Raw genomic sequence first — 24,260 nt, forward strand, 5'->3', positions numbered from 1 at the left:
TTACGGCTGCCAGCCGCCCGGCGTCTCGGGGACGATGTCGTCGCCCTCGGCGACGATCTCGCCGCGGGTCTGGCGGACCTCGGCCCAGGCGGCGCGCAGCAGTTCGGTCACGCCTTCGCCGGACACGCCGGAGACCAGGAAGGGGGTCTTGCCCGACGCGGCCTTCAGCGCTTCGATCTTCTCTTCGCGTTCTTCGGGCGACAGGGCGTCGATCTTGTTCAGGGCCAGCAACTCGACCTTGTCGGCCAGACCTTCGCCATAGGCGTCCAACTCGCCGCGGATGATGCGGTAGGCCTCGGCCACGTCGTCCTGGGTGCCGTCGATCAGGTGGATCAGACTGGCCGAACGCTCGACGTGACCCAGGAAGCGGGTGCCGAGGCCGGCGCCTTCATGGGCGCCCTCGATCAGGCCGGGGATGTCGGCGATGACGAAGCGTTCCGACGGGCTCAGGTCCACCACGCCGAGGTTGGGCGTCAGGGTGGTGAAGGGATAGTCCGCCACCTTGGGCTTGGCCGCCGAGACCGCCGCCAGGAAGGTCGACTTGCCGGCGTTGGGCAGGCCGGCCAGGCCGATGTCGGCGATCAGCTTCAGCCGCAGCCAGACCCAGCGCTCCTGAAACTCCTGACCGGGGTTGGCGAAGGTCGGGGCCTGATTGGTCGGGCCCTTGAAGCGGGTGTTGCCCCAGCCGCCATTACCGCCGGACAGCAGCTTCACGCGCTGGCCCGGCTTGTCCATGTCGAGCAGGACGGTTTCCTTGTCCTCGTCCAGAACCTGGGTGCCGACCGGAACGCGCAGGATCACGTCGTCGCCCTTGCCGCCGTGCATCTGGCGGCCCTGGCCGTGGTGGCCGGTCTGGGCTTTGAAGTGCTGCTGGTAGCGATAGTCGATCAGGGTGTTGAGCCCGTCGACCGCCTCGACCCAGACGTCGCCGCCCTTGCCGCCGTCGCCGCCGTCGGGGCCGCCGTTGGGGATGAATTTCTCGCGTCGGAACGAGACGGCGCCGGCGCCGCCCGCGCCCGAACGAATGTAGATCTTGGCCTGGTCGAGGAACTTCATCGCGGGCTTATGCCAAAACTCGAGCGAAAGGGCGAGCGTCACGCTGTTCAGCGACGTTTACGACGCGTTAGGCGACGCAGCCGAGCATGTTCAGCCATGAACATCGGCTCCCTGTTTCCCGCAGTCCAAGCGGCCAAACCCGAACCGACAACGGCGCGCGAACAGCGTCAACAGGCCTTGGCCGACGCCAAGCTGAACGACGCCCGCGCGGCGGTCGAGAGCCTGAAACAGCGTACCAGCAACGCTTCGGAAGAGAAGAAGGCGGCGGCCAAGAAAAAGATCGAACAGATCAAGGCCCGATTGCAGATGCTGCAGATGGCCATGATCGGCGATCCCAGGGGCGCAGCCCGTATGGCGGCGGCGCTGGCGCGGGAACTGGGCGCGGCGGTCAAGGCCTATGCGGCGGCGGGGGGCTCAACTGCGGGTCTGGGCGGGGCCAGCGCGCCGGCGACAGGCCGTGGAGAAGCCGGAGCGGAGGCGGCCCCCAGCGAGGCCCAGGTCGAGGCGATGTCTGTTGAACAACCGGTCCCGACCGAGGATCAGGGGGCAGGGGCGAAACCGTCCAACCCCTATCAGCAGGCCATCGATGCGTCCCAGGCCCGTATCAACGACCAGGCCCGCCTCAGCGGCGAGCGCCAAGCCGACCGCGACACGATGGACGAGGTCAAGCGGCTGGCCGCCCGGATCAAAGCCATGGCGCAACGGGCGGCCAAGGACACGCCGGAGGGCGACGAGGCCGAGCGCGCCGTGGCCGGCCTGGACCGCGAGGTTCAGGCGGCGATGCGCGCCATGCCCGACGCCGGGGTCGCCCTGACGGTCTAGCCTCGCGCCCAGACGCCGAAGGGATCGCTCCACGGCAGGCCCAGGGCCTCGGCCACGGCGGGATAGGTGATCTCACCCTTCAGCACGTTCAGGCCGCGCGCCAGATGCGGGTCCTTCTTCAGGGCCTCTAGTCCCTTGTCCGCCAAGGCCAGGCCGAAGGGCAGGGTGGCGTTGTTCAGGGCCTCGGAACTGGTGCGCGGGGCGGCGCCCGGCATGTTGGCGACGCAGTAGTGGACCACCCCGTCGACGACATAGGTGGGGTCTTCATGGGTGGTCGGTTTCGAGGTCTCGAAACAGCCGCCCTGGTCGATGGCCACGTCGATCAGGACGCTGCCCGGCTTCATCGACTTCAGTTGGTCGCGACGGACCAGGGTGGGGGCCTCGGCGCCGGGGACCAGGACCGCGCCGATCACCACGTCGGCCTTGACCAGTTCCTCCTCGATGGCCCCGATCGAGGAATAGCGGGTGATGACCCGACCCCCGGTCAGTTCGTCGATCTCGCGCATCCGGGGGATGGAGCGCTCCAGCACCACCACCTCGGCGCCCAGGCCCATGGCCATGCGCGCGGCGTTCAGCCCCACGACCCCGCCGCCCAGCACCAGGACCCGCGCGGGCGCCACGCCGGGCACGCCGCAGAACAGCAGGCCCATGCCGCCGTTGTGCTTCAACAGGGTCTCGGCGGCGGAAAAGACGGCGATGCGCCCGGCCACCTCGGACATGGGGGCCAGCAGCGGCAGGCCGCCGTTTCTGTCCGTCACCGTCTCATAGGCGATGGCGGCGCATTTGGAGGCCAGCAGACCCTTGGTCTGTTCGGGATCGGGGGCCAGGTGCAGATAGGTGAAGAGGATGTGGTCCGGCCGCAGCCGCGCCCACTCGACAGCTTGCGGCTCCTTGACCTTCACGATCATCTCGCTGTCGGCGAAGACGGTTTCGGCGTCGGCGACGATGGTCGCGCCCGCCTTTCTGTAGTCGGCGTCGCTGAAACCCGCGCCCAGGCCGGCGCCGGTCTCGATGCGGACCTCATGGCCGTGGGCGACGTATTCGCGCGCGGCGGTGGGGGTCAGGCCGACCCGGTGTTCATTGGTCTTGATCTCGCGGGGCACGCCGACGCGCATGGGTTTCGTCCCTGAGTTCGCGCCCCGTCGCGCGGGGCAAGACGAAGGCTAAACCTGACCTTGGGGAACGGCTAGGCCGTAACGCTGAAATTTGAACTTGCGCCCTGATCGCGCGGCGCCCACCTCAATGCTCAAGCTTGGAGGGAATGATGACGAAGGATCGCGCCGGGATGCTCTGGTTCGGACTGGCGCTGGCTGCGGGGCTGGCCGCCGCGCCGGGGTTGCTGGCCGGGGGCTTTCCACTGCCGCCGCTGTTCCTGGCGGTCCTCGGCCTGGCCTGTGCGACGCACCGGCCCAGTCGCGCCTTCGTCATGGAAAAGCTGGGCGAGGCCTTCAGCGGCAGTCGGATTCGCTCGCTGGTCATTGTGGCCGGGGCGATCCTGATGATCCAGGTCCTGCCGGTGGAGCTGGCCCTGCTGATGGCCGGGGACGTTCTGGCCTATGTCGAGGTGGTCGCCGCCGTCAGCCTGATCGCCGGTCAGGCGCGCTGGCCCCTGGTCAAGGCCCGCATCTCGCGCCTGGGCCAGGCCGGGATCGCGAGGATGACGGCCAGCCTCGGGCGACGCCCCGCAGCGCGCGCCCGACGGGCCGCCCTGCGCCGTCGTCCCAGCCGCCCGTCGTCTGTCGCAGACGACGGAGCGGCGCCATGGGACCTGGCCTTCGCCTGAGAAGGAACAGCATGAAAATCCCCGCCGCCTGGTCGGGCGACGGGGACGAACAGCCCTGAGGTGGGACTAGTTCTTGGCGTCGCGGGCGGCGCCCTCGACGGCCGAGCCAGCGGCCTGGGTGTCCTTGCCGACGCCCGCGATGGTGTTGCAGGCGGCGGTGGTCAGAAGGGCGGCGGCGGCGGCAAGTACGAACAGTTTGCGCATGGTCGGCTCCTGTGAAAGCGGGCGGGGGGTGCAATGACCGGCCCTCTCAACACCAACGCGGGGCCGCGGTCCGGGTTCCTGTCAAGCTAATGCCGCGGCGGGTTTCAAGGCTTCGGGCGTCGCGAAGGTCAGGCGGGCGATGGAGCCGCCGCCGGGCGCCTCGACCATTTCCGCCTGCCCGCGAAGTTGCTTGGCGAAGGCGTTCATCAGGGTCCTGCCTACGCCGGTGGTGTCGCGGTCCGCCATGCCGGGGCCGTCGTCCTGAACCTCCAGAACGCTGGTGGGGCCCATGACGCGGAAGCGGACCTGAAGATCCCCGCCGCGCCCGGCGAAGGCGTGCTTCTGGGCGTTGGATACGGCCTCGACCAGCCACAGGGCGACCGGCGCCAGACGGTCGGGGTCGATGATGATGGCGTCGGCTTCGACCGAACTGGTCACCAAGGGGCCGCGCATGGCCTCGCCGGCGATCAGTTGCCCGACCAGTTCGGTCAGGAAGGTGCGCGAGTCCGCCTCGCGGATGTCCTCGCTCTGGTAGAGGGTGCGATAGATCAGGGCCAGGGCCGTGATCCGCTGGCGCGTGTCGCCCAGGGCCGAGCGCGCCGCCGGGTCGGCCACCGCCCTCTGCTGCATCGACAGCAGGGAGGAGATGATCTGCAGGTTGTTCTTCACCCGGTGGTGGATTTCGCGCATCAGCGCGTCCTTCTCGTCCAGCGAGTCGAGCAGGGCCTTGTCGCGGGTCGTGATGCTGTCGCCCAAGGCGCCCAGGGTGCGGGCGAGGGAGCGGATTTCGGCCGGCGCATGCTCGGCCTGGACGGGACGGACCGAGAAGCGACCGCGCGCATAGATGGCCGCCACCCGTTCCAGATAGACCAGCCAGCGGATGACGACGCGCTCGGACAGCAGCATGACGGCCAGGAAGGCGACCAGCCAGGCGGCCAGGGGCATAAGGAAGGAGCCGATGGGATTCAGCCGCGCCCAGGACAGCAGGCCTGAGGTCGGCGCCGACAAGAGGACGAACAGGTCGCGTCCGGCCAGGCCGGTGCCGGCGTACACGTGTCGGCGGCCCCGGGCGTCCCGAGCTTCGAACAGGGCGGCCTCGCCCTGTCGCGCCTCGGCGATCCAGGCCGTGCGGGCGACGCGGTCGGTGGCGAAGGCGGCGGCGTCGGTGGAGATCAGGACCCGGCCCTGGGCGTCGGTCACGGCGGACTGTGCGCCCGGCGGCAGGGCTGGGTCCTGGATGTCGGGTTGCAGGGCGGTCAGGGGGACTACCGCCGCGATGGCCCCCTGGAAGGCGCCGAGGGGGCGTTCGGAACGGACGGCGATGATCAACGAGCCGGCTGCGCCGGGCGCGCGGGCCATGACCACATCCTCGCCGTTTCGGAGCCGCTGATACCAGTCCTGACTGCGGACGTCCGCCGTCAGGGACGAGGCGGATTCCGGCCGCTCGCCAGATCGAGAAGCGCAGACGGGTTCGCCGGTGGCGCTGTAGCGGTGCAGGGCGGACAGGCTGTCGAGCCGCGACACCAGGGCGGTCAGGCGCGGCTCGCAGTAGAAACCCGAGGCCTCGGGCGCCAGGGCCTGCAGCAGGACCACCGTGCTGTCGATCCGCGCCTTGGCGTCGGCGGCGCTGCGCTCGGCCGCCAGTTGCAGATCGATGCGGCGGTCTTCGGCCTGACGCTGGAACTCGGCTTGGGTCTGGGCCGCGCTGAGCATGAGGATGGGCAGCAGGGCCACAGCCATGGCCAGCCCCATGCGGAAGCGAATACCCTGAACGCTGGGGCGGCTGAGCTTCAGCCCCCAGGCGCGGCCGAACCGCACCATGCGTCAGTCCTGCCTGGCGCCGCTCAGCCTGTCGGCGTCCGCCAGAATCGAGCGCATGGCGTCGCCGGCGGCCTTGCCGTCGCGCCCATAGCCGCCACGCTCCAGCGTCGCCTGCAGGGCCTTGCGAGCGCGCGAGACGCGGCTCTTCACCGTGCCCACGGCGCACTGGCAGATTTCAGCAGCCTCTTCGTAGGCGAAGCCGCCGGCGCCGACCAGGATCAGGGCTTCGCGCTGTTCCTCGGGCAGGGTTTTCAGGGCTTGTCGCAGCTCGTCCAGAGCGACCGGCGCCTCGGGGTCGTCGACCGCCACCAGGGTCCGTTCGGCGGCCTCCTGGTCCAGTTGGGTCTGGCGCCAGGAGCGGCGCTTTTCGGAGTAGAACTGGTTACGCAGGATCATGAAGGTCCAGGCCTTCATATTGGTGCCCATCTGATAGCTGGCCCGCGCATCCCAGGCCTTCATCATGGCTTCCTGGGCCAGGTCGTCGGCGGCTGTCGGGTCGCCGGTCAGGGTGCGGGCGAAGGCGCGCAGGTGAGGGATCAGCGTCACCAGCTCCTTCTTGAAGCCGGCGTCGTCGGCCGAGGGCGGTTTGGGCGGCGCGCTGGAGATGCTCACTGGCCCTCCTTGGTCGACGACCGCTCGTCGGCCCGCCGCAGGATGTCCAGGAATTCGTCGGGAACGGGTTCGTTCACCACCTGGTCGAACATGTGGCGCAGCTTCACGCCGATCGCCTGCTGCCGCAGGCGGACTTCTTCCAGCCCGTGGTCCCGAGACGCCGGCGCGTCGGGACGCGGGGTGGTTTCCTTAGCATTCATCATGGAGTTCCGGCCGCCGCCCAAGCCTAGAGGTAGGGTTCATGAAAGCGGAAAACGCCGCTTCTCTCCAAGAGTTCCTAGACCTCTGCGATTTTATGCTCAAGCTTGGGCGGCCGACGTGGAACCGTTGTGTGATCGACACGTTATGCCAAACTGGCGCGTCTTCAGATCGGAGACGCCGATGTCGGGGAATTTGTATGAGTCTATTGGCCAGGCTTGCGCCGCATCTGCCCTATGTCCGCCGCTATGCGCGGGCCCTGACGGGCGATCAGATCACCGGCGACAACTATGTGCGGGTAGCCCTGGAGGCGCTGGCGGCCGGCGAGCGCCAATTGCCGACGGACATGACGCCGCGCGTTGCTCTCTATCACGTCTTCCACGCCATCTGGTCCTCGACCGGCGCCCAGCTTGAGGACGGCAGCGGCATGGACGGCGTCGGCGACGACGCCGCGCGCCGCCTGATGCGGATCGCGCCGCGCTCGCGACAGGCCTTCCTGCTGACGGCCCTGGAGGGGTTCACGCCCTCGGAAGCCGCCCAGATTCTCGGCGTCGATCCGCGCACGGTCGAGCGTCTGATCGCCGAAGCCCAGTCCGACATCGACGCCGAACTGGCCACCGACGTTCTGATCATCGAGGACGAGGCCATCATCTCGGCTGACATTGAAAGCCTGGTCAAGGAACTGGGCCACCGTGTCACCGGCACGGCGACCACCCATGACGAGGCGGTCGATGCGGTCACGCGTCATCGTCCGGGTCTGGTTCTGGCCGACATTCAGTTGGCGGACGGCTCCTCGGGCATCGACGCGGTCAAGGACATCCTCAAACGCTTCGACGTGCCGGTCATCTTCATCACCGCCTTCCCCGAGCGTCTGCTGACCGGCGAGCGGCCCGAGCCGACCTTCCTGATCACCAAGCCCTTCCAACCGGAAACGGTGAAGGCGGCGATCAGCCAAGCCCTCTTCTTCCACCCTTCGCGCCAAAAACAGGCCGCCTGATTTTTTCAGGCCTGCTTGATGGTCTGGCCCCGACGGTTCGCTGTCGGGGCCTTTTCATGTCGGCTTCAGGTCGCGGGCGCCGCAGCGGCCGGTGCGGGCGCGTCAAAGGGGGCGACGTTGTCACGAGCAGCGCGCGCGTCGGGATTGACCGTCTGGAAGCCTCCGTTGCTGAGCAGCCACATGCCCAGCAGCAGAACCGCCGCCGCGCCGCCGGACACGATCAACAACCATAGAATCCGCACCCCGCCCCGGCCCTGGCGGACATACTGGGCCTCGATCGGCGTATGATGCTCCACGGCGTCGGCAGAATGGGAGTGGGGGTCCTGATGGGTCATCACGCTCTCCGAGACGGGGCCTCTTCGGTTCAGGTCAATCGCTCTGTTGAAACGCCGCTTACGGCGACGGCGTTCCGGTTGCGCCGTGGGCCATCCGTATTCGGGCGCCCGTGGAACCGGTTTTAGGCGCCGTCGTTATCGAGGAGCGGAGGCGACAAAGCCCCCCCGACTTGACCGGTTCGCCGGTCCGCCGCCTCCGCACCTCATTCTCGATGATGCCACCTCAAAGCGGACCCGAAACGGTCCGCTTTTCTTTTCGGCGCCGCCGGTTCGCGCCCCGTTCGCCGCCCCATTCGCCGCGTCGTTGGGTCGCATGGCCTCTACGCCGCTGACGGGGGTGAATGGATCACCCTGATAGGAGAAGGCGGATGAAGTCTTTGGTTCTGAAGGTGACGATCGGTGTCGGCGCCGCAGCCCTCTTGGCCGGGCTGGCGCTAATGGTCTGGGCCGGGTTCGCCATGTCAGCTCACGGGGGGTAGGAAGGCGACGAGGCCTGCCGATCATGGCGGGATCTCCGACGCAAGCTGACGTGGAGCGATCCGCTTTTCTTTGGAAGCCTCTCGACAGGAGCGGCGCATAGGCCACTATGGGTCTTCAAAGAAAACGCATTGGAGACGCGCCATGAGCCTTCGCAATCGTCAGTGGGTTCTTCGTCAGCGGCCGCAGGGTCTGATCCAGGACGGCGACCTGGAACTGATCGAAACGCCTGTGCCGGACCTGAAGGACGCCGAGGTCTTGGTCCGCAACATCTACCTGTCGCTGGACCCGACCAACCGCACCTGGATGAACGACAGCCAGGGCTATCTGCCGCCGGTCGGTCTGGGCGAGGTCATGCGCGGGCTGACCTTGGGCGTGGTCGAGCAATCGAAGTCGGAGCGCTTCAAGGCGGGCGACATCGTCACCCCCTTGTCGGGCGGCTGGGCCGACTACGCCGTCGTGCATGAGCAGGGCCTGCGTCCGGTTCATCGCGCGCCAGGAATGCCGCTGACGGCCAATCTGTCGGTGCTGGGGATGACCGGACTGACGGCCTATTTCGGCGTCACCGACGTGCTGAAGGCCAAGGCGGGCGAGACCCTGGTGATCTCTGCGGCGGCGGGCGCCGTCGGCTCCATCGCCGGCCAGGTGGCCAAGCAGCGCGGCGCCCGCGTCATCGGCATCGCCGGCGGGTCCGACAAATGCCGCTGGCTGACCGAGGACCTCGGCTTCGACGCCGCCGTCGACTACAAGAACGAGGACGTGGGGGATGCCCTGGACCGTTTGGCTCCCAATGGGATCGACCTTAATTTCGAGAACGTCGGCGGCGACATCATGATCGCCGTGTGGAACCGTTTGAACATCCATGCCCGCATGGCCGTCTGCGGCCTGATCTCCAGCTACAACGCCACGCGCATGCCGCCGTCGCCGAACTTCAGCCGGATCATCACTCATCGCCTGAACGTCCAGGGCTTCCTGGTGCTGGATTACGCCCACCGCGCCAAAGAGATGGTCGAGGAGATGGGGCCCTGGCTGGCTGACGGAAGGGTGAAGTGGAAGGTCCACGTCGATGACGGCCTGGAAGGCGCGGTGACCTCGCTGAACCGCTTGTTCACCGGCGACCATGACGGCAAGCTGCTGGTTCGGGTTTCGGAAGAACCCGCCGCCTGAGGAGCCTGACGGCATGACCGAACCCCTGCATGTCCATTTCGAGGATCTCGAGGTCGGTCAGGTCATCCCCCTGGGCGCCTGTGCGGTGGATGCGGGCGCGCTGGACCTCTTCGCCGAGCGGTTCGCACCCGGCTGGGACGTGGCCTATGGCGCGCCCGACGCCCTGGTCTATGCCCTGTGGAGCCGCCTGTCAGCCGAGAAGGCGGGGCATTGGGCGGGGGCCAAGACCCTGGCCGTCGATGGTCTGCGCTTCTTGCGCAATCCGCCGGCGGGCGAACTGCTGCGCGGCCGGCTGACGGTCATGGGCAAGGACCCGGTCGGGGATGAAAAGGGCATCGTCATCGCCCAGCAGGACTTGCTGGACGAGGCGGGGCGGCTGGTCTTCTCCTGCCTGACCCGCGCCTTGGTGGCGCGACGCTAGACAAGAAAAACGCCTCGCTGGTTTCCCGACGAGGCGTTTTCATTTTCCAACGGGCCTCAAGTCGCGCGTGAGCGCGGCAGGGCCACAGAATCAGGCGTTGGCGGCGACCGGCATGTCGTTGGCGCGTTGCAACGCGACCGAGATCAGGCGGTCCCAGCCCAGCAGCGACACCAGGTGGGCGTAGATCTGGCCCAGGGCGCCGTTGTCGCGCAGTTCGACCAGCTTGTCGGCCGGCAGGGCCTTCAGCTTGTCTTCCGAAATGGCGAAATACTCGGCCAGCTTCTGGACCGCGCCGGCCGAACCGTCAGGATTGCGCGGGGTGAAGGTGGCTTCACGCACTTCGAACAGGTCCAGATCGGTCAGCAGCTTGACGAAGGATTCGGTGCGAATGCGCTCTTGCTCGAAGTTGTTGCAGAACTCCATCGCATTATTGACATAGGCGCTGGGCTGGTCGCCGTCGAACAGCGGAACTTCCGCGTTTTCGCTGACGAAGGGGGCGGCCCGGTCGATGCACAGGATCATGCGCTGCTGGCTGTCGTCGTTGGCGAAGACGAACGGGTAGCGGCGCACATAGGCCGGGATGTAGGCGTCGGGTCGGAACTGGCCGTTCTCAATGAACATGTTGTCGTTCTGACGCAGGCCCATGGCCACGACGGGCTGCTTCTGCTCGCCGACGAAGATGATCGGATAGGACAGGGCGGCGGGCGCGAACTCGGTCACGGTCAACGGCACGACGTTGGTCTGCGCCACGAAGGCGTAGGGCTGGTCGGACGGCGTCACGCCCAGCTTGCTGTGGGCCTCGAACGAAATCGGCTCCGGCTGGGTGTAGAACAGGACGGTGCCGGACAGGGGGCCGGACGCTTGGGTCGTGGTGTCGGTCATGATGATCGGATCGGCTCTGAACAGAATGGTCGGGCCTTCTAGCCCATGGCCGGGCGCGCCGCAAACGCGATGGTTCGACGAACGGCGGATGCGATAGGCTCTGCGACGCCGGCGCCGGTTGCGATGCGGCGACGGACCCCTTAGCTGTGGGGCATGGGCGCCGCTTGCGATCACGATCATTCCGACAGCCGACCCGGTCCCGCCGAGGTCGAGCAGGCCATTGTCTCGGTCGAGGCCCGCTGCGCCGCAGAGGGCGAGCGCATGACGGCGCCGCGCCGCCGTGTTCTGGAATTGCTGCTGGCGGCGGGCGAGCCGGTCAAGGCCTATGACCTGATCGCCCGCTATGGTCTGGACGGTCAGGCCGCCAAGCCGCCGACCGTCTATCGCGCCCTGGAGTTTCTGGAGCGGCGTGGCGTGGTGCATCGCATCGCCTCGATCAGCGCCTATGTCGCCTGCACCGCCGCCGCCGGGGACGCCCCGGCCCACGCCGCCGCCTTCCTGATCTGCGACTGCTGCGGGGCGACCGAAGAAGTGGCGGTGGCGGGGGGCGACGCCTTCGCAGAGGCCGCGTCCTCGGCCGGCTACGCCATCGAGCGCACCACCATCGAGGGTCACGGCCGCTGCCCGGCCTGCCGCGTGGCGGCCTGACGCGGATGGACGCCCTGGCCCTTTCAGCGCCGCGGCGTCTGACGGTTCCCATCGACAACCGCTGGGGCGGGGGCGAGATGGCCGTCCTCGACTTCGGCGATCCGGCGCGACCGGTCGATCTGATCTTCGTCCACGCCAACGGTTTCAACGCCTATACCTATCGTTCCCTGCTGCAGCCCCTCTCGGGGGCCCTGCGCATCTGGGCGCCGGATCTGCGCGGGCACGGCCGGACGGGGCTTCCGGCCCAGCCGCAGGGGCGGCGCAGCTGGAAGGATCACCGCGACGATCTGATCGGGCTTCTGGACGCCGTGGACGGCCCGCCCGTGGCCTTGGCGGGTCACTCCATCGGCGGCACCAGCGGCCTGCTGGCGGCGGCCGAGCGGCCCGACCGGGTGTCGCGCCTGCTCTTGCTCGACCCGGTGATCTGGCGACGCGAGATGGTCCTGGCCATGAACCTGCCCCTGGTCGGGATGCTGGCCCAGCGCTTCCCCATCGTCCAGGGCACTTTGAAACGCCGCGCCCTGTTCGACAGCCGAGAGCAGGCGCTCACGGCCTATCGCGGACGCGGGGCCTTCAAGGGTTGGCCCGACATGATGCTGGCCGACTATCTGGTCGATGGACTGACCGAGACCGATCAGGGGTTCGCCCTGACCTGTGATCCGGCCTGGGAAGCCTCCAACTATGCGGCCCAGGCGCATGATCCCTGGCGCGCTCTGCGGCGCTATCGGGGCGGGGTCCATGTCCTGAAGGCGGAGAACGGCAGCCTGTGCGCCGCGCCGGTCACGGCGCCGGACGCCGCGCCGCGGCGGGTGAGCGCCGTCGCCGGCGGCGGGCACCTGTTTCCGATGACCCATCCCGAGATCGTGCGTGACGCCCTGTTTGACCTGGCGGTCTGACGCCATGCGGACCGTCTTCTGATCCGAAGCGGGGTTGCCGTCGCGCCGTTCGGTGCTAGGCCTGAGGGGCATGTCGTCGTCCGCCGCCCCGTCCAGTCTGTCGCGCATCCTGATCGGGTCGCTGATCGGCGCTGTGATCGGTCTGATCCTGCTGGCGTTGGGCGTGGCCATTCTGTGGAACGCCGTCGACCAGCGGATGGCGAGCCCTGCGTCGCCGACAGCGCCCACGTCTTCATCGCCGCCGCCGGAGCCGCCCAAGCCGACGAGCGAGGCGGCCGCCTCGCCTGTGCCCTATCCCCAGGTGGCGCCTGGCGCCGCGCCCGTTCCAGCCGCTTCCGAACCTGAAACGCCGCCGCGGGCGGCGACCTCGGTCTGGCGCTCCATCTTCGACGACGAAGAGGAGAGGGCGGCGGCCCCAGCTTCAGAGCCGGCAGCGGCGCCGATCCCCGCACCACGTCCTGCGGCGGCCCGGCCTGGCCCAACTCGGCCCGCTACGCCCCGACCTTCTACGCCCCGACGCCCGCCCGAGGCCCAGCGTCAGGACGACAGCCTCTTCTTCTGACGCATCAGGTCAGGCGGGCGCAGGCGTGGATCAGCCGCTCCACGTCGTCTTCGGACTGATACAGGCTGAAGCCGAAGCGGATGACGTCGTCCCGCACGTCGGTGACCACGTTCATGTGTTGCAGATCGGCCTTCCAGCGCGACGCCTCGTCCGAACGCAGGGCGAGGAAGCGGGCGCGCGGGGCCTCGCCCTCGACCGGATTGAGGATCTCGGCCTGCGACAGGGCGCCGGCCTCGCCGCCCTGAACCGCCGCCTGGAACCGCGCCTGAAGGCTGCGCGCATGGGCGGCGATCTCGGCGGTGGTCAGGCCCTGCTCGTCCAGCATCCGGCGCACGGCGTTGAGGCGATAAAGGGCGCTGACGTCGAAGGTGGCGCCCCAGAAGCGGCCGCCGTCGGTGCGGTACTGGACCCCGCCGGGCGGGCCCTCCAGATGGCCGAACTCGGCGAACCAGCCGGTGATGACCGGGCGCGGGCAGAAGCCGGGCGGGGAATGCAGGAAGCACGCGCCTTCGCCGGCCATGGCATATTTGTAGCCGCCCGCCAGATAGAAGACCCTGTCCGCCACCGCCGACAGGTCGGTCGGCGTGGCCATGAAGCCGTGATAGCCGTCGATCATCACCCAGGGGCCAGCGGGGTCGGCTAGCTCGGCCAGCGCGGGGATGGCGTCGAACAGTTGGCCGGTGCGGAAGAAGACCTGGCTGACCAGAATCAGGTCATGACCGCCGGCCTGCGCCGCCGCCACGAAGCGCTGGGCGAAGGTATTGAAGGGCTGCAGCGGCACGCGCGTGACCACGGCCTCGCCGGCCTCTTCCCAGCGTTCGGACTGGCGACGGAAGGAATGGAACTCGCCATCGCTGGACAGGATGCGGACCGGCTTCTTCTCGATGCCTGAGACGATGCGCAGCAGGATGTCGTGGGTGCTGGGCGCAAAGATCAGGCTGTCGGGCGAGGGCAGGTTCAACTCCTTCGCCACATGCTTCTGGGCTTCGGGAATGACCTCACCGAACACCAGATCCCACTTGCGATCGGCGAAGCGGTTGGCCTCGGCCCAGGCCTGGACCTGGGCGTCGAAACTGGCGTCGGGCCACAGATGATGGCTATGGGCGGCGAAATGCAGCCGCTCGGGATCCAGACCCAGGGCGCGCGAGAAGAGGGGCTTGTAGCTCATGGGGCGAAGCTAGCGGGCGGAGTGGGCGGCGTCACCTGTAGTTCCTCCGTCATCCCGGGGCCGCGTAGCGGAACCCGGGACCCAGGCGGTTGCGACTGCGCTGGTGGCGGGTCGTTCAGGCGTCTGGGTCCCGGATCGACCTTTCAGGTCGTCCGGGATGACGGCTGTTGGCAAGGAGGTGCCAAAGAAAAAGGCGGGCCGCTTTCGCGAACCCGCCTCGTTATTCCTAGATCAAACTACCGTGGCAGTGCTTGAACTTGCGGCCCGAATGGCAGGGGCAGTCGGCGTTGCGGCTGGTGCGTTCCCAGCCGACGGGCAGGGCCTCGACCGGCAGTTTCGAACGGTCGTCGCCGGTCAGCATGCCTTCCGGGTTCTGGGCCGAGGGGTTGGCCATTTCGTTCTCGCCGGTGCCGGGGTTCAGGTGGATTTCCTGGAACTCGGGCATCTCCATCGCCGGCGGCACCTCGAAGCGGAACTCGACCGTCATCAGCCAGCGGGTGACGTTGTGGCGCAGGTCGTGCAGCAGCGTCTCGAACAGGTTGAAGGCTTCGGTCTTGTATTCGTTCAGCGGGTCGCGCTGGCCGTAACCGCGCAGGCCGATGACGCCGCGCAGGTGGTCCAGGTGGACCAGGTGCTCGCGCCACTGCATGTCGATCATCTGCAGCATGAACTGCTTTTCCAGACCGCGGGTCTGGTCGGCGCCGATCTGCTCCAGACGCTCGGCGGCGCGGGAGTCGGCGGCGGCGTTGATGCGCTCCTCGATCTCTTCGTTCGAGACGCCTTCCTCGGCGGCCCAGTCCTTGAGCGGCAGCTCCAGGCCCAGGGTCGAGCGGACCTTCTCGTCCAGGCCGTCCATGTCCCACTGCTCGGCATAGGCCTTAGGCGGCATGTAGCGCTCGACCAGGTCGGAGACGACATCGAGACGGAAGTCGGTGACCAGTTCCGACAGGTCCGTGGAGTCCATGAACTCCTGACGCTGTTCGAACACGGCCTTGCGCTGATCGTTCACGACGTCGTCGTACTTCAGCACGTTCTTGCGCATGTCGTAGTTGCGGGCTTCGACGCGCTTCTGGGCGGTTTCGACAGCGCGGTTCAGCCAGGGGTGGCTGATGGCCTCGCCCTCGGCCACGCCAAAGGACTTCATGATGCCGTCCAGACGGTCGCCGGCGAAGATGCGCAGCAGGTCGTCTTCGCACGACAGGTAGAATTTCGAGGTGCCGGGGTCGCCCTGACGGCCGGTGCGGCCGCGTAGTTGGTTGTCGATGCGGCGGCTTTCGTGGCGCTCGGTGCCGAGCACGAACAGGCCGCCGGCTAGCAGGGCCTTCTCACGGTTGACGGCTATCTCGGCCTTGTACTCGGCTTCGATGGCTTCCAGCGCTTCGGGCGTGACCTCGACGGCCATGTTGCGCTGCTCCTGGGTCCAGCGCTGAAGACGCATTTCCAGGTTGCCGCCCAGCTGAATGTCGGTGCCGCGACCGGCCATGTTGGTGGCGATGGTCACCGCGCCCGGCAGACCGGCGTCAGCGACGATATAGGCTTCCTGCTCGTGCTGGCGCGCGTTCAGGACATTGTGCGGAATGCCGCGGCCCGAGACGTAGGTGACGTCATAGGCGTCATCGCCGACCTTGTTCGCTTCCTTCTCGCGGCCGGCGTATTCGGCCTTGAGGGTGCGGCCGGTCTCGACCTTGTAGTCGTAGTTCTTGAGGACTTCGGACAGTTCCTCGGAGTTCTCGATCGAGACGGTGCCGACCAGGATCGGCTGACCCTTGACGTGGCACTCGGCGATCTGGGCGGCGATGGCCGCGTTCTTTTCCTTGAAGGTGCGATAGACCTCGTCGTCATAATCCTTGCGCTGGATCGGACGGTTGGTCGGCACTTCCAGGACGTCCATCTTGTAGATGTCGAGGAATTCCTGGGCCTCGGTGGCGGCCGTGCCGGTCATGCCGGACAGCTTCTCGTAGAGGCGGAAGTAGTTCTGGATGGTCACCGAGGCCAGGGTCTGGTTCTCGGGCATGATCTTGACGTCTTCCTTGGCCTCGATGGCCTGGTGAAGACCTTCGGACAGGCGACGGCCGGTCATCATGCGGCCGGTGTATTCGTCGATCAGGACGATCTCGCCCGCCTTGATGATGTAGTCCTTGTCGCGCGTATAGAGGGTGTTGGCGCGCAGGGCCTGGTTGACGTGGTGGACCAGGCTGACGTTGGCCGGGTCGTAGAGGTCGTTGGTGTCTTCGGCGAAGTGGCCGCCGGTCTCCAGCATTTCCTCGATGCGTTCCGAGCCCAGCTCGGTCAGCAGGGCCTGGCGCTGCTTCTCGTCCAGATCATAGGTGGCCTTGTCCTTGATCAGCTCTTTCACGATCGTGTCGACGATCTTGTAGAGGTCCGAACGATCCTCGGTCGGGCCCGAGATGATCAGCGGCGTGCGGGCTTCGTCGATCAGGATGGAGTCGACTTCATCGACGATGGCGAAGTGGTGGCTGCGCTGCACCATCTCGCGGCGGTCATAGACCAGGTTGTCGCGCAGATAGTCGAAACCGAATTCGTTGTTGGTGCCGTAGGTGATGTCGGCGTTGTAGGCCGCCTGGCGCTGGCCCTGCGACAGACCGTTGACGATGACGCCGACTTCCAGACCCAGGAAGCGATAGACCTTGCCCATCGTCTCGGCGTCGCGGCGCGCCAGGTAGTCGTTGACGGTGATGACGTGGACGCCCTTGCCCGCCAGGGCGTTCAGATAGACCGGGGCCACGGCCACCAGGGTCTTGCCTTCACCGGTCCGCATTTCGGCGATGCCGCCTTCATGCAGGATCATGCCGCCGGCCAGCTGCACGTCGTACTGACGCTGACCCATGACCCGCTTGGAGGCTTCGCGCACCACGGCGAAGGCTTCGTTCTGGATCTTGTCCAGGCTGTCGCCGGCCTCGATGCGGTCCTTGAAGGTCTGCGTCATCATGCGCAGTTCGTCGTCGGAGAAGGCCTCGAACCTGGCTTCCAGGGCGTTGATCTTTTGCGCCTGGGCCTGGAAGGCCTTGACCTTGCGGTCGTTGGAGGAGCCGAGGATTTTCTTGGCGAAGCCGAGCATGGGCGATCCGGTAAAGGCGGTCGAGCGGCTGAAGGCTCTGAAACAGGAAGCGTCGTAGTCTGAAGGCCCGGATCGACACTGGTCCCGACGACCCTCGAAATACGAGGCGTGCGCAGGGGCCGCGCAGACGATCGAAAACCCCTCGACTTGGGCGCAGCCGGGACTTAAGCACCGCCCTAACCCCTGTCAACGCGAGGGGCTTTCAAGGGCTTGCTGCGACAGGCCTTCCGGTTACTGTTTTTCGCCCCTTTTTCGCCTTTGGCCGGAGCGCCTGATGCGTCTTTCGCGCCCCACTTTTCGAACCGCTGTCGCCCTGCTGGCCTCGACCACGGCGGCGCTGGTTCTGACCGCCGCCTGCGGACGCGGCGATGCAGAGGCCCCGCCCGAAAAGAATGATCTGGTCGTGGCCCGCGTTCTGGACGCCTCCGTCTGGGCCTCCGACGTGCGTCGCGAAGCCGTGGCCCAGGGGCTGATCGGCGAGGGCGAGCCGCTGGACGTTCAGTCCGAGTTGTTCCGCCGCGTGCTGGACGAGGTGGTGGATCAGAAGCTTCTGGCCGCCGAGGCTCGCCGTCGCGGTCTGGACAAGAGCGCCGCCGCCCAGCGTCGGCTGGAAGCGGTGCATGAACGCATCCTCGGCGACATGCTGGTGGAATCCGTGGTCAGCGGCGCGGTGTCCGATCAGGCGGTCGAACGTCTCTATCAGGAGCAGCAGCGCCGGGCGCAGACCACCGAGGAGGTGCGCGTCCGTCTGATCCTCTCGCATACGAAAGAACAGGCCGACGCCGTGGTCGGGGTGCTGGGGCAGGGGGCCGCCTTCGAGGCTGTGGCCGCCCAGCGCTCGGTCGACGACGCTACCCGTTATTCCGGCGGCGACCTGGGCTACTCCACCCTGGACGTCCTGCCCGACGCCTATGCCGCCGCCGTGCGCGGTCAGGCCCCCGGCGCCCTGGTCGGGCCGGTTCAGACGCCGGGCGGCTGGGCCGTGCTGCGCGTCGAGGACCGCCGCCTGGAGACGCCGCCGACCCTGGACCAGGCTCGCCCCCTGATCGTCCGCTATCTGACCTATGAGGGCGTGCGCCAATTGCTCGAGCAACTGCGCGGCAAGGCGCCGGTCGAAGTCTTCCTGAATCCCGCCAAACCGGCGGCGCAACCGGGCGCCAAGCCCGCGCCCGCCTCTCCCGCCGCCGCCCCTCCCGCCGGAACCGTCGCCTCATGAATCGTCCGCCCGCCAAATCCGGTTCGACCGGCCAGATGATTGAATCCGCCATTGAGAAGGCGTTGGATCCCCTGGCTTCGGCCTTGAAGCGCGCCACCCAGCCGACGGCGGCCAAGACGCCCGCTTCGCCCGGCAAGCCCGGCCTGATGATCTCGCCCCTGGCCGTGCCCTTCCCGACCATTCCGCCGATCGGCGGGGTCGAGATCGCCACCGCCCGCGCCGGCTTCTACAAGCATGAGCGCGACGACCTGGTGGTCTTCCACTTCCCCGAGGGTGCGTCCTGCGCCGGCGTCTTCACCCGGCACAAGGTGGGCTCGGCGCCGGTCGACTGGTGCAAGCGCCACCTGGACTCCGACAAGGGCGGCGAGGGGGTCAAGGCCCTGGTCGTCAACGCCGGATGCGCCAACGCCTTTACGGGCAAGGCCGGCGCCGACGCGGCCCGCCGCACGGCGTCGGAAGTCGCCAAGCGCTTCGACTGCCGTCAGCGCGACGTCATGCTGGCCTCGACCGGGGTTATCGGGGTGGTGCTGGACGAGACCAAGATCACCGCCCGTCTGCCCGACATCAAGGCGGGGTTGAAGGCCGATGCCTGGGCCCAGGCCGGCCTCGGCATCATGACCACGGACACCTTCCCCAAGGGCTCCTACGCGGAGTGCGAGATCGAGGGCGTCAAGGTCAAGATCGCCGGGATCGCCAAGGGTTCGGGCATGATCGCGCCGGACATGGCCACCATGCTGGCCTTCATCGTCACCGACGCCAACATCGCCCCCCCGGTGCTGAAGGCCCTGCTGAACCTGCACGTGCGCACCACCTTCAACAGCGTGACGGTGGATGGCGACACCTCGACCAACGACACAGCCCTGCTGTTCGCCACCGGCGCCTCGGGCGCGCCGCGCATCGGCCGGGTCGGCGACCGTCGCCTCAAGGATTTCTCGGCGGCCCTGGACAAGGTCATGCTCGATCTGGCCCATCAGCTGGTGAAAGACGGCGAGGGCGCGACCAAGTTCGTGCGCATCACCGTCGATGGCGCCGCCAGCCCCGCCTCGGCCCGCAAACTGGCCAAGTCGATCGCCGACAGCCCCCTGGTGAAAACCGCCATCGCCGGCGAGGACGCCAACTGGGGCCGCATCGTCATGGCCGTGGGCAAGACCGAGGAGGCCGTGGACCGAGACCGTCTGGCCATCCACTTCGGCCCCCACGTCGCCGCCGTCGACGGCGCCCCGTCGCCGACCTACGACGAGGCGAAGATGAGCGCCTATATGAAGAACGCCGAGATCGACATCACCGTCCATGTCGGCTCGGGCCGGGCCTCGGCCACTGTCTGGACGTGCGATCTGACCAAGCGCTACATCGAGATCAACGGAGACTATCGCTCGTGAGCGAGGCCGCCGCTGTCCCCACCGTCCTTGTCGTCGCCGTCGCCCTGATCGATCCTGACGGCCGCGTCCTGATCGCCAAGCGGCCCGAGGGCAAGCAACTGGCGGGGATGTGGGAGTTTCCGGGCGGTAAGGTCGAGCCGGGCGAGCGGCCCGAACAGGCCCTGATCCGCGAGCTAAAGGAAGAGCTGGGCATCGACGTGAACGAGGCCTGCCTGGCCCCCTTCGTCTTCGCCAGCCACGCCTATGAGAGCTTCCATCTGCTGATGCCGCTCTATCTGTGCCGTCGCTGGTCGGGCGTGGTCACGGCGAATGAACACGCCGGGCTGGCCTGGGTGAAGCCGAACAAGCTGGGCGACTATCCCATGCCGCCCGCCGACGAGCCCCTGGTCGCCTGGCTGCGCGACCTGCTCTGACTATTCGCCGGTCTGTTCCCTGACGCCGAGCGCATCGGCCAGTCGGCTCTTGGCCGAACCGCGTCGCGCCGGCTTCTGCTGGCTTTCGTGCGGGGCCCAGCCGGCGAGGTGCACCATCTCGAAGGTCGCCGGAATACGCCCGTCCGCCTCGGCGTGACGTTCGGCGTAGAGCTGGGCCGCGCGGGCCAGGACTGCGCGGCTCAGCGGCTTGATCGGCCCGGCCAGGACATTGGTTTCGCCCATGGCCCGCAGGTCGCGCATCAGGGCGAAGGGATCAGCATAGCGCACCGTCACCCGGTCCACGTCTGACACCGGCAGGGCGAACCCCGCCCTTTGCAGCAGGCCTGCCCCGTCGAAACCATCGGCGAAGGGCGAGACGCGGGCCTGGGCCCCGCCGTTGACCTCCAACTCGGCCTCGGTCAGCACCCCGCGCAGCTCCTTCAGCGTCGCCGCTCCGAACAGGCTGGCCACGAACAGGCCGTCGGGCCTCAGGGCGCGGCGGATCTGGGCCAGGGCGCCCGGCAGGTCATTGGCCCAGTGCAGGCCCAGCAGGTTGACGATCAGGTCCGCCGACTGGTCCTCCAGCCCCAGAGGCCCGGCCCCCGGCGCGGCGCGTTCGGAAACCGACCCCACGGCGCGGACCTCGCCCACCCGGTCACGCGCCGAGCTGTCGGCCACCGCCTGAGCAAACACGCCGGGATGGGGCGACAGGTCGACGGGCGTCTGAAACTCGCGCAGGATCACTTCCAGACTGTTCACCGCGTTCTCGGCGGCCCGCACGTGCAGGAAGTCGGCCTCGGGGAAGCGTCGGGCGGCGCGGTTCAGGCGGGCGGCGCGGCGGGCGGCGTCGAAGATGATCGGGGGACCGGAGGAGGGGGCGCTCATGTCGGATCAGGATGGGGGCTGGCGAGGTCGATTAAAAGGCGTGACGGCGCCTATAGCATCTGGCGCGCGTGATGCGGGGCGCGGTCTGCTGGATATTCTGCTGCCGCCCATGGCCCACGACAGCCGCGAGGCCACGGCCTCGGCCGGCCTGTCGCCTGACGCCTGGAGCCGGGTGGTGTTTCTGGAAGCCCCCGTTTGCGACGGCTGCGGCGCGGCCTTTGAATATGACGGCGGCGACTTCGCCTCCGACCGCTGCCTGGCCTGTCAGGTCCAGCCCTACGCCTTCGCCCGCGCCCGCGCGGCCTGCGTCTATGACGAGGCCTCGCGCGGCCTGATCCTCAAGTTCAAGCACGGCGACCAGCAGCAGTTCGCCCCCCTGTTCGCGCGCTGGATCGCCCGCTCCGCCGCCGACGTGGTGGCCGAGGCCGATGCGGTGGTCCCGGTGCCGCTGCACCGTTCCCGCCTGTTGGCGCGGCGCTTCAATCAGGCCGCCGAGATCGCCCGGCCTCTCGCTCGCACCGCCGGACTGGACTACCTGCCCGACGCCCTGATCCGCAGCGCGCGGACCGACAGCCAGGGCGGCAAGTCGGCGCGCGGGCGACGGCTGAACGTCAAATCGGCCTTCGCCGTCACTGAGGCGGGGCGGCGTCGGATCAAGGGACGGCGCATCCTGTTGATCGACGATGTCCTGACCACCGGGGCCACGGCCGAGGCCTGCGCGCGCGTTCTGATGGAGGCCGGCGCCCGCGCCGTAGACCTGGCCGTGATCGCGAGGGTGCGAACCGCGCGCGAACCGCCTAAGTAGGGGGCTAGCCTGCAGTTCAAGGAGTTCCTGAGTTGGCCGAAGTCGTCATCTACACCAAGCCCGGTTGCCCCTATTGCGTCGCCGCCATGAGCCTGCTGACCCGCAAGGGCGCCGAGTTCACCGAGATCGTCGCCTCGAACGACCCGGAAAAGAAGGCCGAGATGGTCGCGCGTTCGGGCGGCAAGGCCACCTTCCCGCAGATCTTCATCAACGGTCAGCACGTCGGCGGTTCGGACGACATCCACGCCCTGGACCGCAAGGGCGGCCTGGACCCCCTGCTGGCGGCCTGATGGACGAGCGGCTTGAAGTCGCGCTGATCCAGACGCGGACGCCGGCGACGGCGTCCGCGGGGTTGGCCCATGTCGAGCCGCTGATCCGCGAGGCGGCGGCGGGCGGGGCGCAATTGGTCCTGACGCCCGAGGGGACCAACTTCCTCGAACAGCGCAGGGGTCTGCGCGACGCCGCGCTTTCGACCCAAGACGCGGACGCCGCCGTTCTCGGCCTGCGCGCCCTGGCGAGCGAACTGGGCGTCTGGCTGCTGATCGGGTCGGCCATCGTGCGCTCGGACGTTCCGGGCGACGCGCGCGCCGCCAACCGTTCGTTGCTGATCGACCCGACCGGGGCGATCACGGCGCGCTACGACAAGCTGCATGTCTTCGACGTCGATCTGGCCAATGGCGAGACCTATCGCGAGAGCGCCTCGGTGCGTCCCGGCGACGCCGCAAGCGTGGCCGCCACGCCCTGGGGCCGCTTGGGCCTGAGCATCTGTTACGATGTGCGCTTCCCCCACCTCTATCGCGCCCTGGCCAAGAGCGGGGCGTCGATGATCGCGGTCCCCGCCGCCTTCACACGCCCGACCGGCGAGGCCCACTGGGAGACCCTGCTGCGCGCCCGCGCCATCGAGACCGGCGCCTTCGTCCTGGCCCCGGCCCAGGGCGGAACCCACGAAGACGGCCGCCAAACATGGGGCCGTTCCCTGATCATCGGTCCCTGGGGCGAGGTGATCGCCCGCGCCGATCATGACGAGCCGGGCGTTCTTCACGCCAGGCTGGACCTGAGCGCCGTGGATCGCGCCCGCGCCTCCATCCCGGCTCTGCGCCACGACCGCGATTTCGACTGGCCGTCATGATCCGCTACGCCCTGTCCTGCGACCATGACCATGGCTTCGAGGCCTGGTTCGCCTCATCAAACGACTATGACGATCAGGCCGCGCGCGGTCTGGTCGAATGCCCCTTCTGCGGCTCGACGGCCATACGCAAGCAGGTCCTGGCCCCGTCCGTCGCGGGCACGAAGAAGACCGCGCCTGCGCCCGATACGGCCAAGCAGATGCGTGAAATGATGATGCAGGCGGCGCGCGAGGTGCGCGATCACGTCGAGCAGAATTTCGACTACGTCGGCGACGCCTTCGCCCGCGAGGCCCGCGATATCCATGAAGGCCGCTCCGAGAAGCGCGAAATCTATGGCGAGGCCACCCCGGCTGACGTCAAGAAGCTGAAGGACGACGGCGTGCCCTGCGCCGCCCTGCCCAGCCTGCCGCCCGATCCCAAGAAGGCCAACTGAAGGATGGGGCAGGGGGAGAGATACGAAGAGTTCGCGCCGCCGCCGTCCTTGCGCCCTTTCATCCGCACCCTGTGGACCTATGCCGCGCCCGAGCCGTCGGGCGCGGTGCAGCGGATCGCCCCCGACGGTTGCCCCGAACTGGTGATCGACCTGGCCGCCCCCTATGAGGAGGCGGGCGACGACGGCGTCTTTCGGCCCCAGCCGCCGGTCATCTTCGCCGGCCAGATGACCCGGCCCATGGCCATTCGTCCGGTCGGCTCCGTCGAAATCGTCGCAGCCCGCTTCGAGCCGGACGGGGCGCGCGACTTCCTCGGTCAGCCGCTGGTCGACGCCACTGACCGGCGGCTGGGTTTGGTGGCGCGACTCTCGGGCTTTGCGGCGCCCGCTGGCGATCCGGCGGGACAGGCGGCGGCCCTGATCGACTGGCTGGAGGCCGAGCGCCAAGCCAAGGGCTGGCGTCTCGACCCCGCTGTCCGCGCCGAGGTCACAGCCAGTGAGCGCGAGGAGGAGGCGCCGTCCCTGTCGTCCGCCGACCGTCGCGCCCTGCAGCGCCGCTTCCGCGACCGGGTCGGCGTGGCCCCGCGCACCCTGCGCTCGGTCTTCCGGTTCCGCCGCGTCTTCGACCATGCGACAGGTCAGGACGCCGACGCCGCCTCCTGGCTGGAGGCCGGTCTGGCGGCGGGCTATTTCGACCAGCCGCAGATGGCCCGCGACTTCCGCCGCTTCCTCGGCTGCACCGCCACCGAATGGGCGCGCGAGCAGATGGAGCTGGCCCGCCAGCTGGCGTCGCAATCCTACAAGCGGGACGGCTGAAGCCGGGCTAGGCTCTCAATGAAAGGCGCCGTCACCCTCGGGCTTGTCCCGAGGGCCTATG

Annotated in this window: 27 protein-coding genes; 16 read left to right on the top strand and 11 right to left on the bottom strand. The window is 68.2% G+C overall.

All coding sequences use genetic code 11. The annotated features are described in order from the left end of the window. Window positions 1-1,056 (bottom strand): GTPase ObgE, encoded by a 1,056-nt coding sequence (gene obgE, locus CQ039_RS08605; RefSeq protein WP_105564551.1) that lies wholly within the window; start codon window positions 1,054-1,056, stop codon window positions 1-3. 96 nt (window positions 1,057-1,152) lie between these two features. Between obgE and CQ039_RS08610 the strand changes: the two genes are divergently transcribed. Then, a complete protein-coding gene (locus tag CQ039_RS08610) occupies window positions 1,153-1,878 on the top strand; it encodes a hypothetical protein (RefSeq protein WP_105564550.1) in 726 nt (241 codons plus the stop codon). Here CQ039_RS08610 and ald read toward each other — a convergent pair. Then, entirely contained in the window at window positions 1,875-2,993 is a 1,119-nt protein-coding gene (ald, locus tag CQ039_RS08615; RefSeq protein WP_105564549.1) for an alanine dehydrogenase, read from the bottom strand. The two genes, CQ039_RS08610 and ald, sit on opposite strands and share 4 nt — an antisense overlap. Before the next feature lie 149 nt (window positions 2,994-3,142). On the opposite strand from ald, the gene CQ039_RS08620 reads away from it, so the two are divergent. Next, the gene (locus CQ039_RS08620) at window positions 3,143-3,661 is read left to right on the top strand and encodes a hypothetical protein (protein WP_146112126.1); all 519 of its coding nucleotides are present in this window, start codon (window positions 3,143-3,145) and stop codon (window positions 3,659-3,661) included. A gap of 66 nt (window positions 3,662-3,727) precedes the next feature. Here CQ039_RS08620 and CQ039_RS08625 read toward each other — a convergent pair whose 3' ends face one another. The 4 genes from CQ039_RS08625 to CQ039_RS08640 form a co-directional block, all read right to left on the bottom strand. Further along, window positions 3,728-3,865 (bottom strand): entericidin A/B family lipoprotein, encoded by a 138-nt coding sequence (locus CQ039_RS08625; RefSeq protein WP_105564547.1) that lies wholly within the window; start codon window positions 3,863-3,865, stop codon window positions 3,728-3,730. Between the two features lie 81 nt (window positions 3,866-3,946). Next, entirely contained in the window at window positions 3,947-5,686 is a 1,740-nt protein-coding gene (locus CQ039_RS08630) for a sensor histidine kinase (RefSeq protein ID WP_199183571.1), read from the bottom strand. 3 nt (window positions 5,687-5,689) lie between these two features. Beyond that, a complete protein-coding gene (locus CQ039_RS08635) occupies window positions 5,690-6,298 on the bottom strand; it encodes a sigma-70 family RNA polymerase sigma factor (protein ID WP_105564546.1) in 609 nt (202 codons plus the stop codon). Then, complete coding sequence (locus CQ039_RS08640; protein WP_158256019.1) at window positions 6,295-6,501, bottom strand: NepR family anti-sigma factor; 207 nt, start codon at window positions 6,499-6,501, stop codon at window positions 6,295-6,297. The genes CQ039_RS08635 and CQ039_RS08640 overlap by 4 nt, the downstream gene beginning before the upstream one ends. A 194-nt stretch (window positions 6,502-6,695) precedes the next feature. Here CQ039_RS08640 and CQ039_RS08645 point away from each other — a divergent pair, with 194 nt between their 5' ends. After that, window positions 6,696-7,493, top strand: coding sequence for a response regulator (locus CQ039_RS08645; protein ID WP_105564545.1), 798 nt, complete (start codon window positions 6,696-6,698; stop codon window positions 7,491-7,493). A gap of 65 nt (window positions 7,494-7,558) precedes the next feature. Here CQ039_RS08645 and CQ039_RS08650 read toward each other — a convergent pair whose 3' ends face one another. After that, window positions 7,559-7,828 (bottom strand): hypothetical protein, encoded by a 270-nt coding sequence (locus tag CQ039_RS08650; protein ID WP_105564544.1) that lies wholly within the window; start codon window positions 7,826-7,828, stop codon window positions 7,559-7,561. A 621-nt stretch (window positions 7,829-8,449) separates the two neighbouring features. Between CQ039_RS08650 and CQ039_RS08655 the strand changes: the two genes are divergently transcribed. Continuing rightward, complete coding sequence (locus tag CQ039_RS08655; RefSeq protein WP_105564543.1) at window positions 8,450-9,472, top strand: NADP-dependent oxidoreductase; 1,023 nt, start codon at window positions 8,450-8,452, stop codon at window positions 9,470-9,472. Between the two features lie 13 nt (window positions 9,473-9,485). After that, window positions 9,486-9,893 carry an acyl dehydratase gene (locus tag CQ039_RS08660; protein WP_105564542.1) on the top strand — a complete coding sequence of 136 codons (408 nt, stop codon included), beginning with the start codon at window positions 9,486-9,488 and terminating at the stop codon, window positions 9,891-9,893. Between the two features lie 90 nt (window positions 9,894-9,983). Here the strand turns inward: CQ039_RS08660 and CQ039_RS08665 are convergent, their stop codons facing one another. Beyond that, complete coding sequence (locus CQ039_RS08665; protein WP_105564541.1) at window positions 9,984-10,775, bottom strand: SapC family protein; 792 nt, start codon at window positions 10,773-10,775, stop codon at window positions 9,984-9,986. A gap of 153 nt (window positions 10,776-10,928) precedes the next feature. On the opposite strand from CQ039_RS08665, the gene CQ039_RS08670 reads away from it, so the two are divergent. From CQ039_RS08670 to CQ039_RS08680, 3 genes are all read left to right on the top strand, one after another. After that, window positions 10,929-11,423 carry a Fur family transcriptional regulator gene (locus CQ039_RS08670; RefSeq protein ID WP_105564540.1) on the top strand — a complete coding sequence of 165 codons (495 nt, stop codon included), beginning with the start codon at window positions 10,929-10,931 and terminating at the stop codon, window positions 11,421-11,423. Between the two features lie 5 nt (window positions 11,424-11,428). Beyond that, window positions 11,429-12,319, top strand: coding sequence for an alpha/beta fold hydrolase (locus CQ039_RS08675; protein WP_105564539.1), 891 nt, complete (start codon window positions 11,429-11,431; stop codon window positions 12,317-12,319). Window positions 12,320-12,389: 70 nt separating this feature from the next. Beyond that, window positions 12,390-12,881, top strand: coding sequence for a hypothetical protein (locus CQ039_RS08680; RefSeq protein WP_105564538.1), 492 nt, complete (start codon window positions 12,390-12,392; stop codon window positions 12,879-12,881). Window positions 12,882-12,885: 4 nt separating this feature from the next. Here the strand turns inward: CQ039_RS08680 and CQ039_RS08685 are convergent, their stop codons facing one another. Together CQ039_RS08685 and secA are read right to left on the bottom strand one after the other, a co-directional pair. Continuing rightward, window positions 12,886-14,049 (bottom strand): aminotransferase class V-fold PLP-dependent enzyme, encoded by a 1,164-nt coding sequence (locus CQ039_RS08685; protein ID WP_105564537.1) that lies wholly within the window; start codon window positions 14,047-14,049, stop codon window positions 12,886-12,888. A gap of 226 nt (window positions 14,050-14,275) precedes the next feature. Further along, window positions 14,276-17,128, bottom strand: coding sequence for a preprotein translocase subunit SecA (secA, locus tag CQ039_RS08690; RefSeq protein WP_105564536.1), 2,853 nt, complete (start codon window positions 17,126-17,128; stop codon window positions 14,276-14,278). A gap of 274 nt (window positions 17,129-17,402) precedes the next feature. Between secA and CQ039_RS08695 the strand changes: the two genes are divergently transcribed. From CQ039_RS08695 to CQ039_RS08705, 3 genes are read left to right on the top strand one after another with little or no spacing between them, the layout of a single operon-like run. Continuing rightward, complete coding sequence (locus CQ039_RS08695; protein WP_105564535.1) at window positions 17,403-18,344, top strand: peptidylprolyl isomerase; 942 nt, start codon at window positions 17,403-17,405, stop codon at window positions 18,342-18,344. After that, complete coding sequence (gene argJ, locus CQ039_RS08700) at window positions 18,341-19,723, top strand: bifunctional glutamate N-acetyltransferase/amino-acid acetyltransferase ArgJ (RefSeq protein ID WP_105564534.1); 1,383 nt, start codon at window positions 18,341-18,343, stop codon at window positions 19,721-19,723. The genes CQ039_RS08695 and argJ overlap by 4 nt, the downstream gene beginning before the upstream one ends. Continuing rightward, a complete protein-coding gene (locus CQ039_RS08705) occupies window positions 19,720-20,136 on the top strand; it encodes a (deoxy)nucleoside triphosphate pyrophosphohydrolase (protein WP_105564533.1) in 417 nt (138 codons plus the stop codon). Before argJ ends, CQ039_RS08705 begins: the two co-directional genes overlap by 4 nt. Here CQ039_RS08705 and CQ039_RS08710 read toward each other — a convergent pair whose 3' ends face one another. Next, window positions 20,137-21,021, bottom strand: coding sequence for a methyltransferase domain-containing protein (locus CQ039_RS08710; protein ID WP_105690004.1), 885 nt, complete (start codon window positions 21,019-21,021; stop codon window positions 20,137-20,139). Between CQ039_RS08710 and CQ039_RS08715 the strand changes: the two genes are divergently transcribed. From CQ039_RS08715 to CQ039_RS08735, 5 genes are read left to right on the top strand one after another with little or no spacing between them, the layout of a single operon-like run. After that, entirely contained in the window at window positions 21,020-21,826 is an 807-nt protein-coding gene (locus tag CQ039_RS08715; RefSeq protein ID WP_105563248.1) for a ComF family protein, read from the top strand. The genes CQ039_RS08710 and CQ039_RS08715 overlap by 2 nt on opposite strands. A 32-nt stretch (window positions 21,827-21,858) precedes the next feature. Beyond that, window positions 21,859-22,116 (top strand): glutaredoxin 3, encoded by a 258-nt coding sequence (grxC, locus tag CQ039_RS08720; RefSeq protein ID WP_105563231.1) that lies wholly within the window; start codon window positions 21,859-21,861, stop codon window positions 22,114-22,116. Next, on the top strand, window positions 22,116-22,955 hold the full coding sequence (locus CQ039_RS08725) for a carbon-nitrogen hydrolase family protein (protein ID WP_105563230.1): 840 nt from the start codon (window positions 22,116-22,118) through the stop codon (window positions 22,953-22,955). Before grxC ends, CQ039_RS08725 begins: the two co-directional genes overlap by 1 nt. After that, entirely contained in the window at window positions 22,952-23,386 is a 435-nt protein-coding gene (locus CQ039_RS08730) for a DUF1178 family protein (RefSeq protein WP_105563229.1), read from the top strand. Before CQ039_RS08725 ends, CQ039_RS08730 begins: the two co-directional genes overlap by 4 nt. A gap of 3 nt (window positions 23,387-23,389) precedes the next feature. After that, window positions 23,390-24,199, top strand: coding sequence for a helix-turn-helix domain-containing protein (locus tag CQ039_RS08735; RefSeq protein WP_105563228.1), 810 nt, complete (start codon window positions 23,390-23,392; stop codon window positions 24,197-24,199). The last annotated feature ends 61 nt before the right edge of the window (window positions 24,200-24,260 follow it).

The sequence above is a fragment of the Brevundimonas sp. MYb52 genome (assembly GCF_002979535.1).
GTDB lineage: Bacteria > Pseudomonadota > Alphaproteobacteria > Caulobacterales > Caulobacteraceae > Brevundimonas.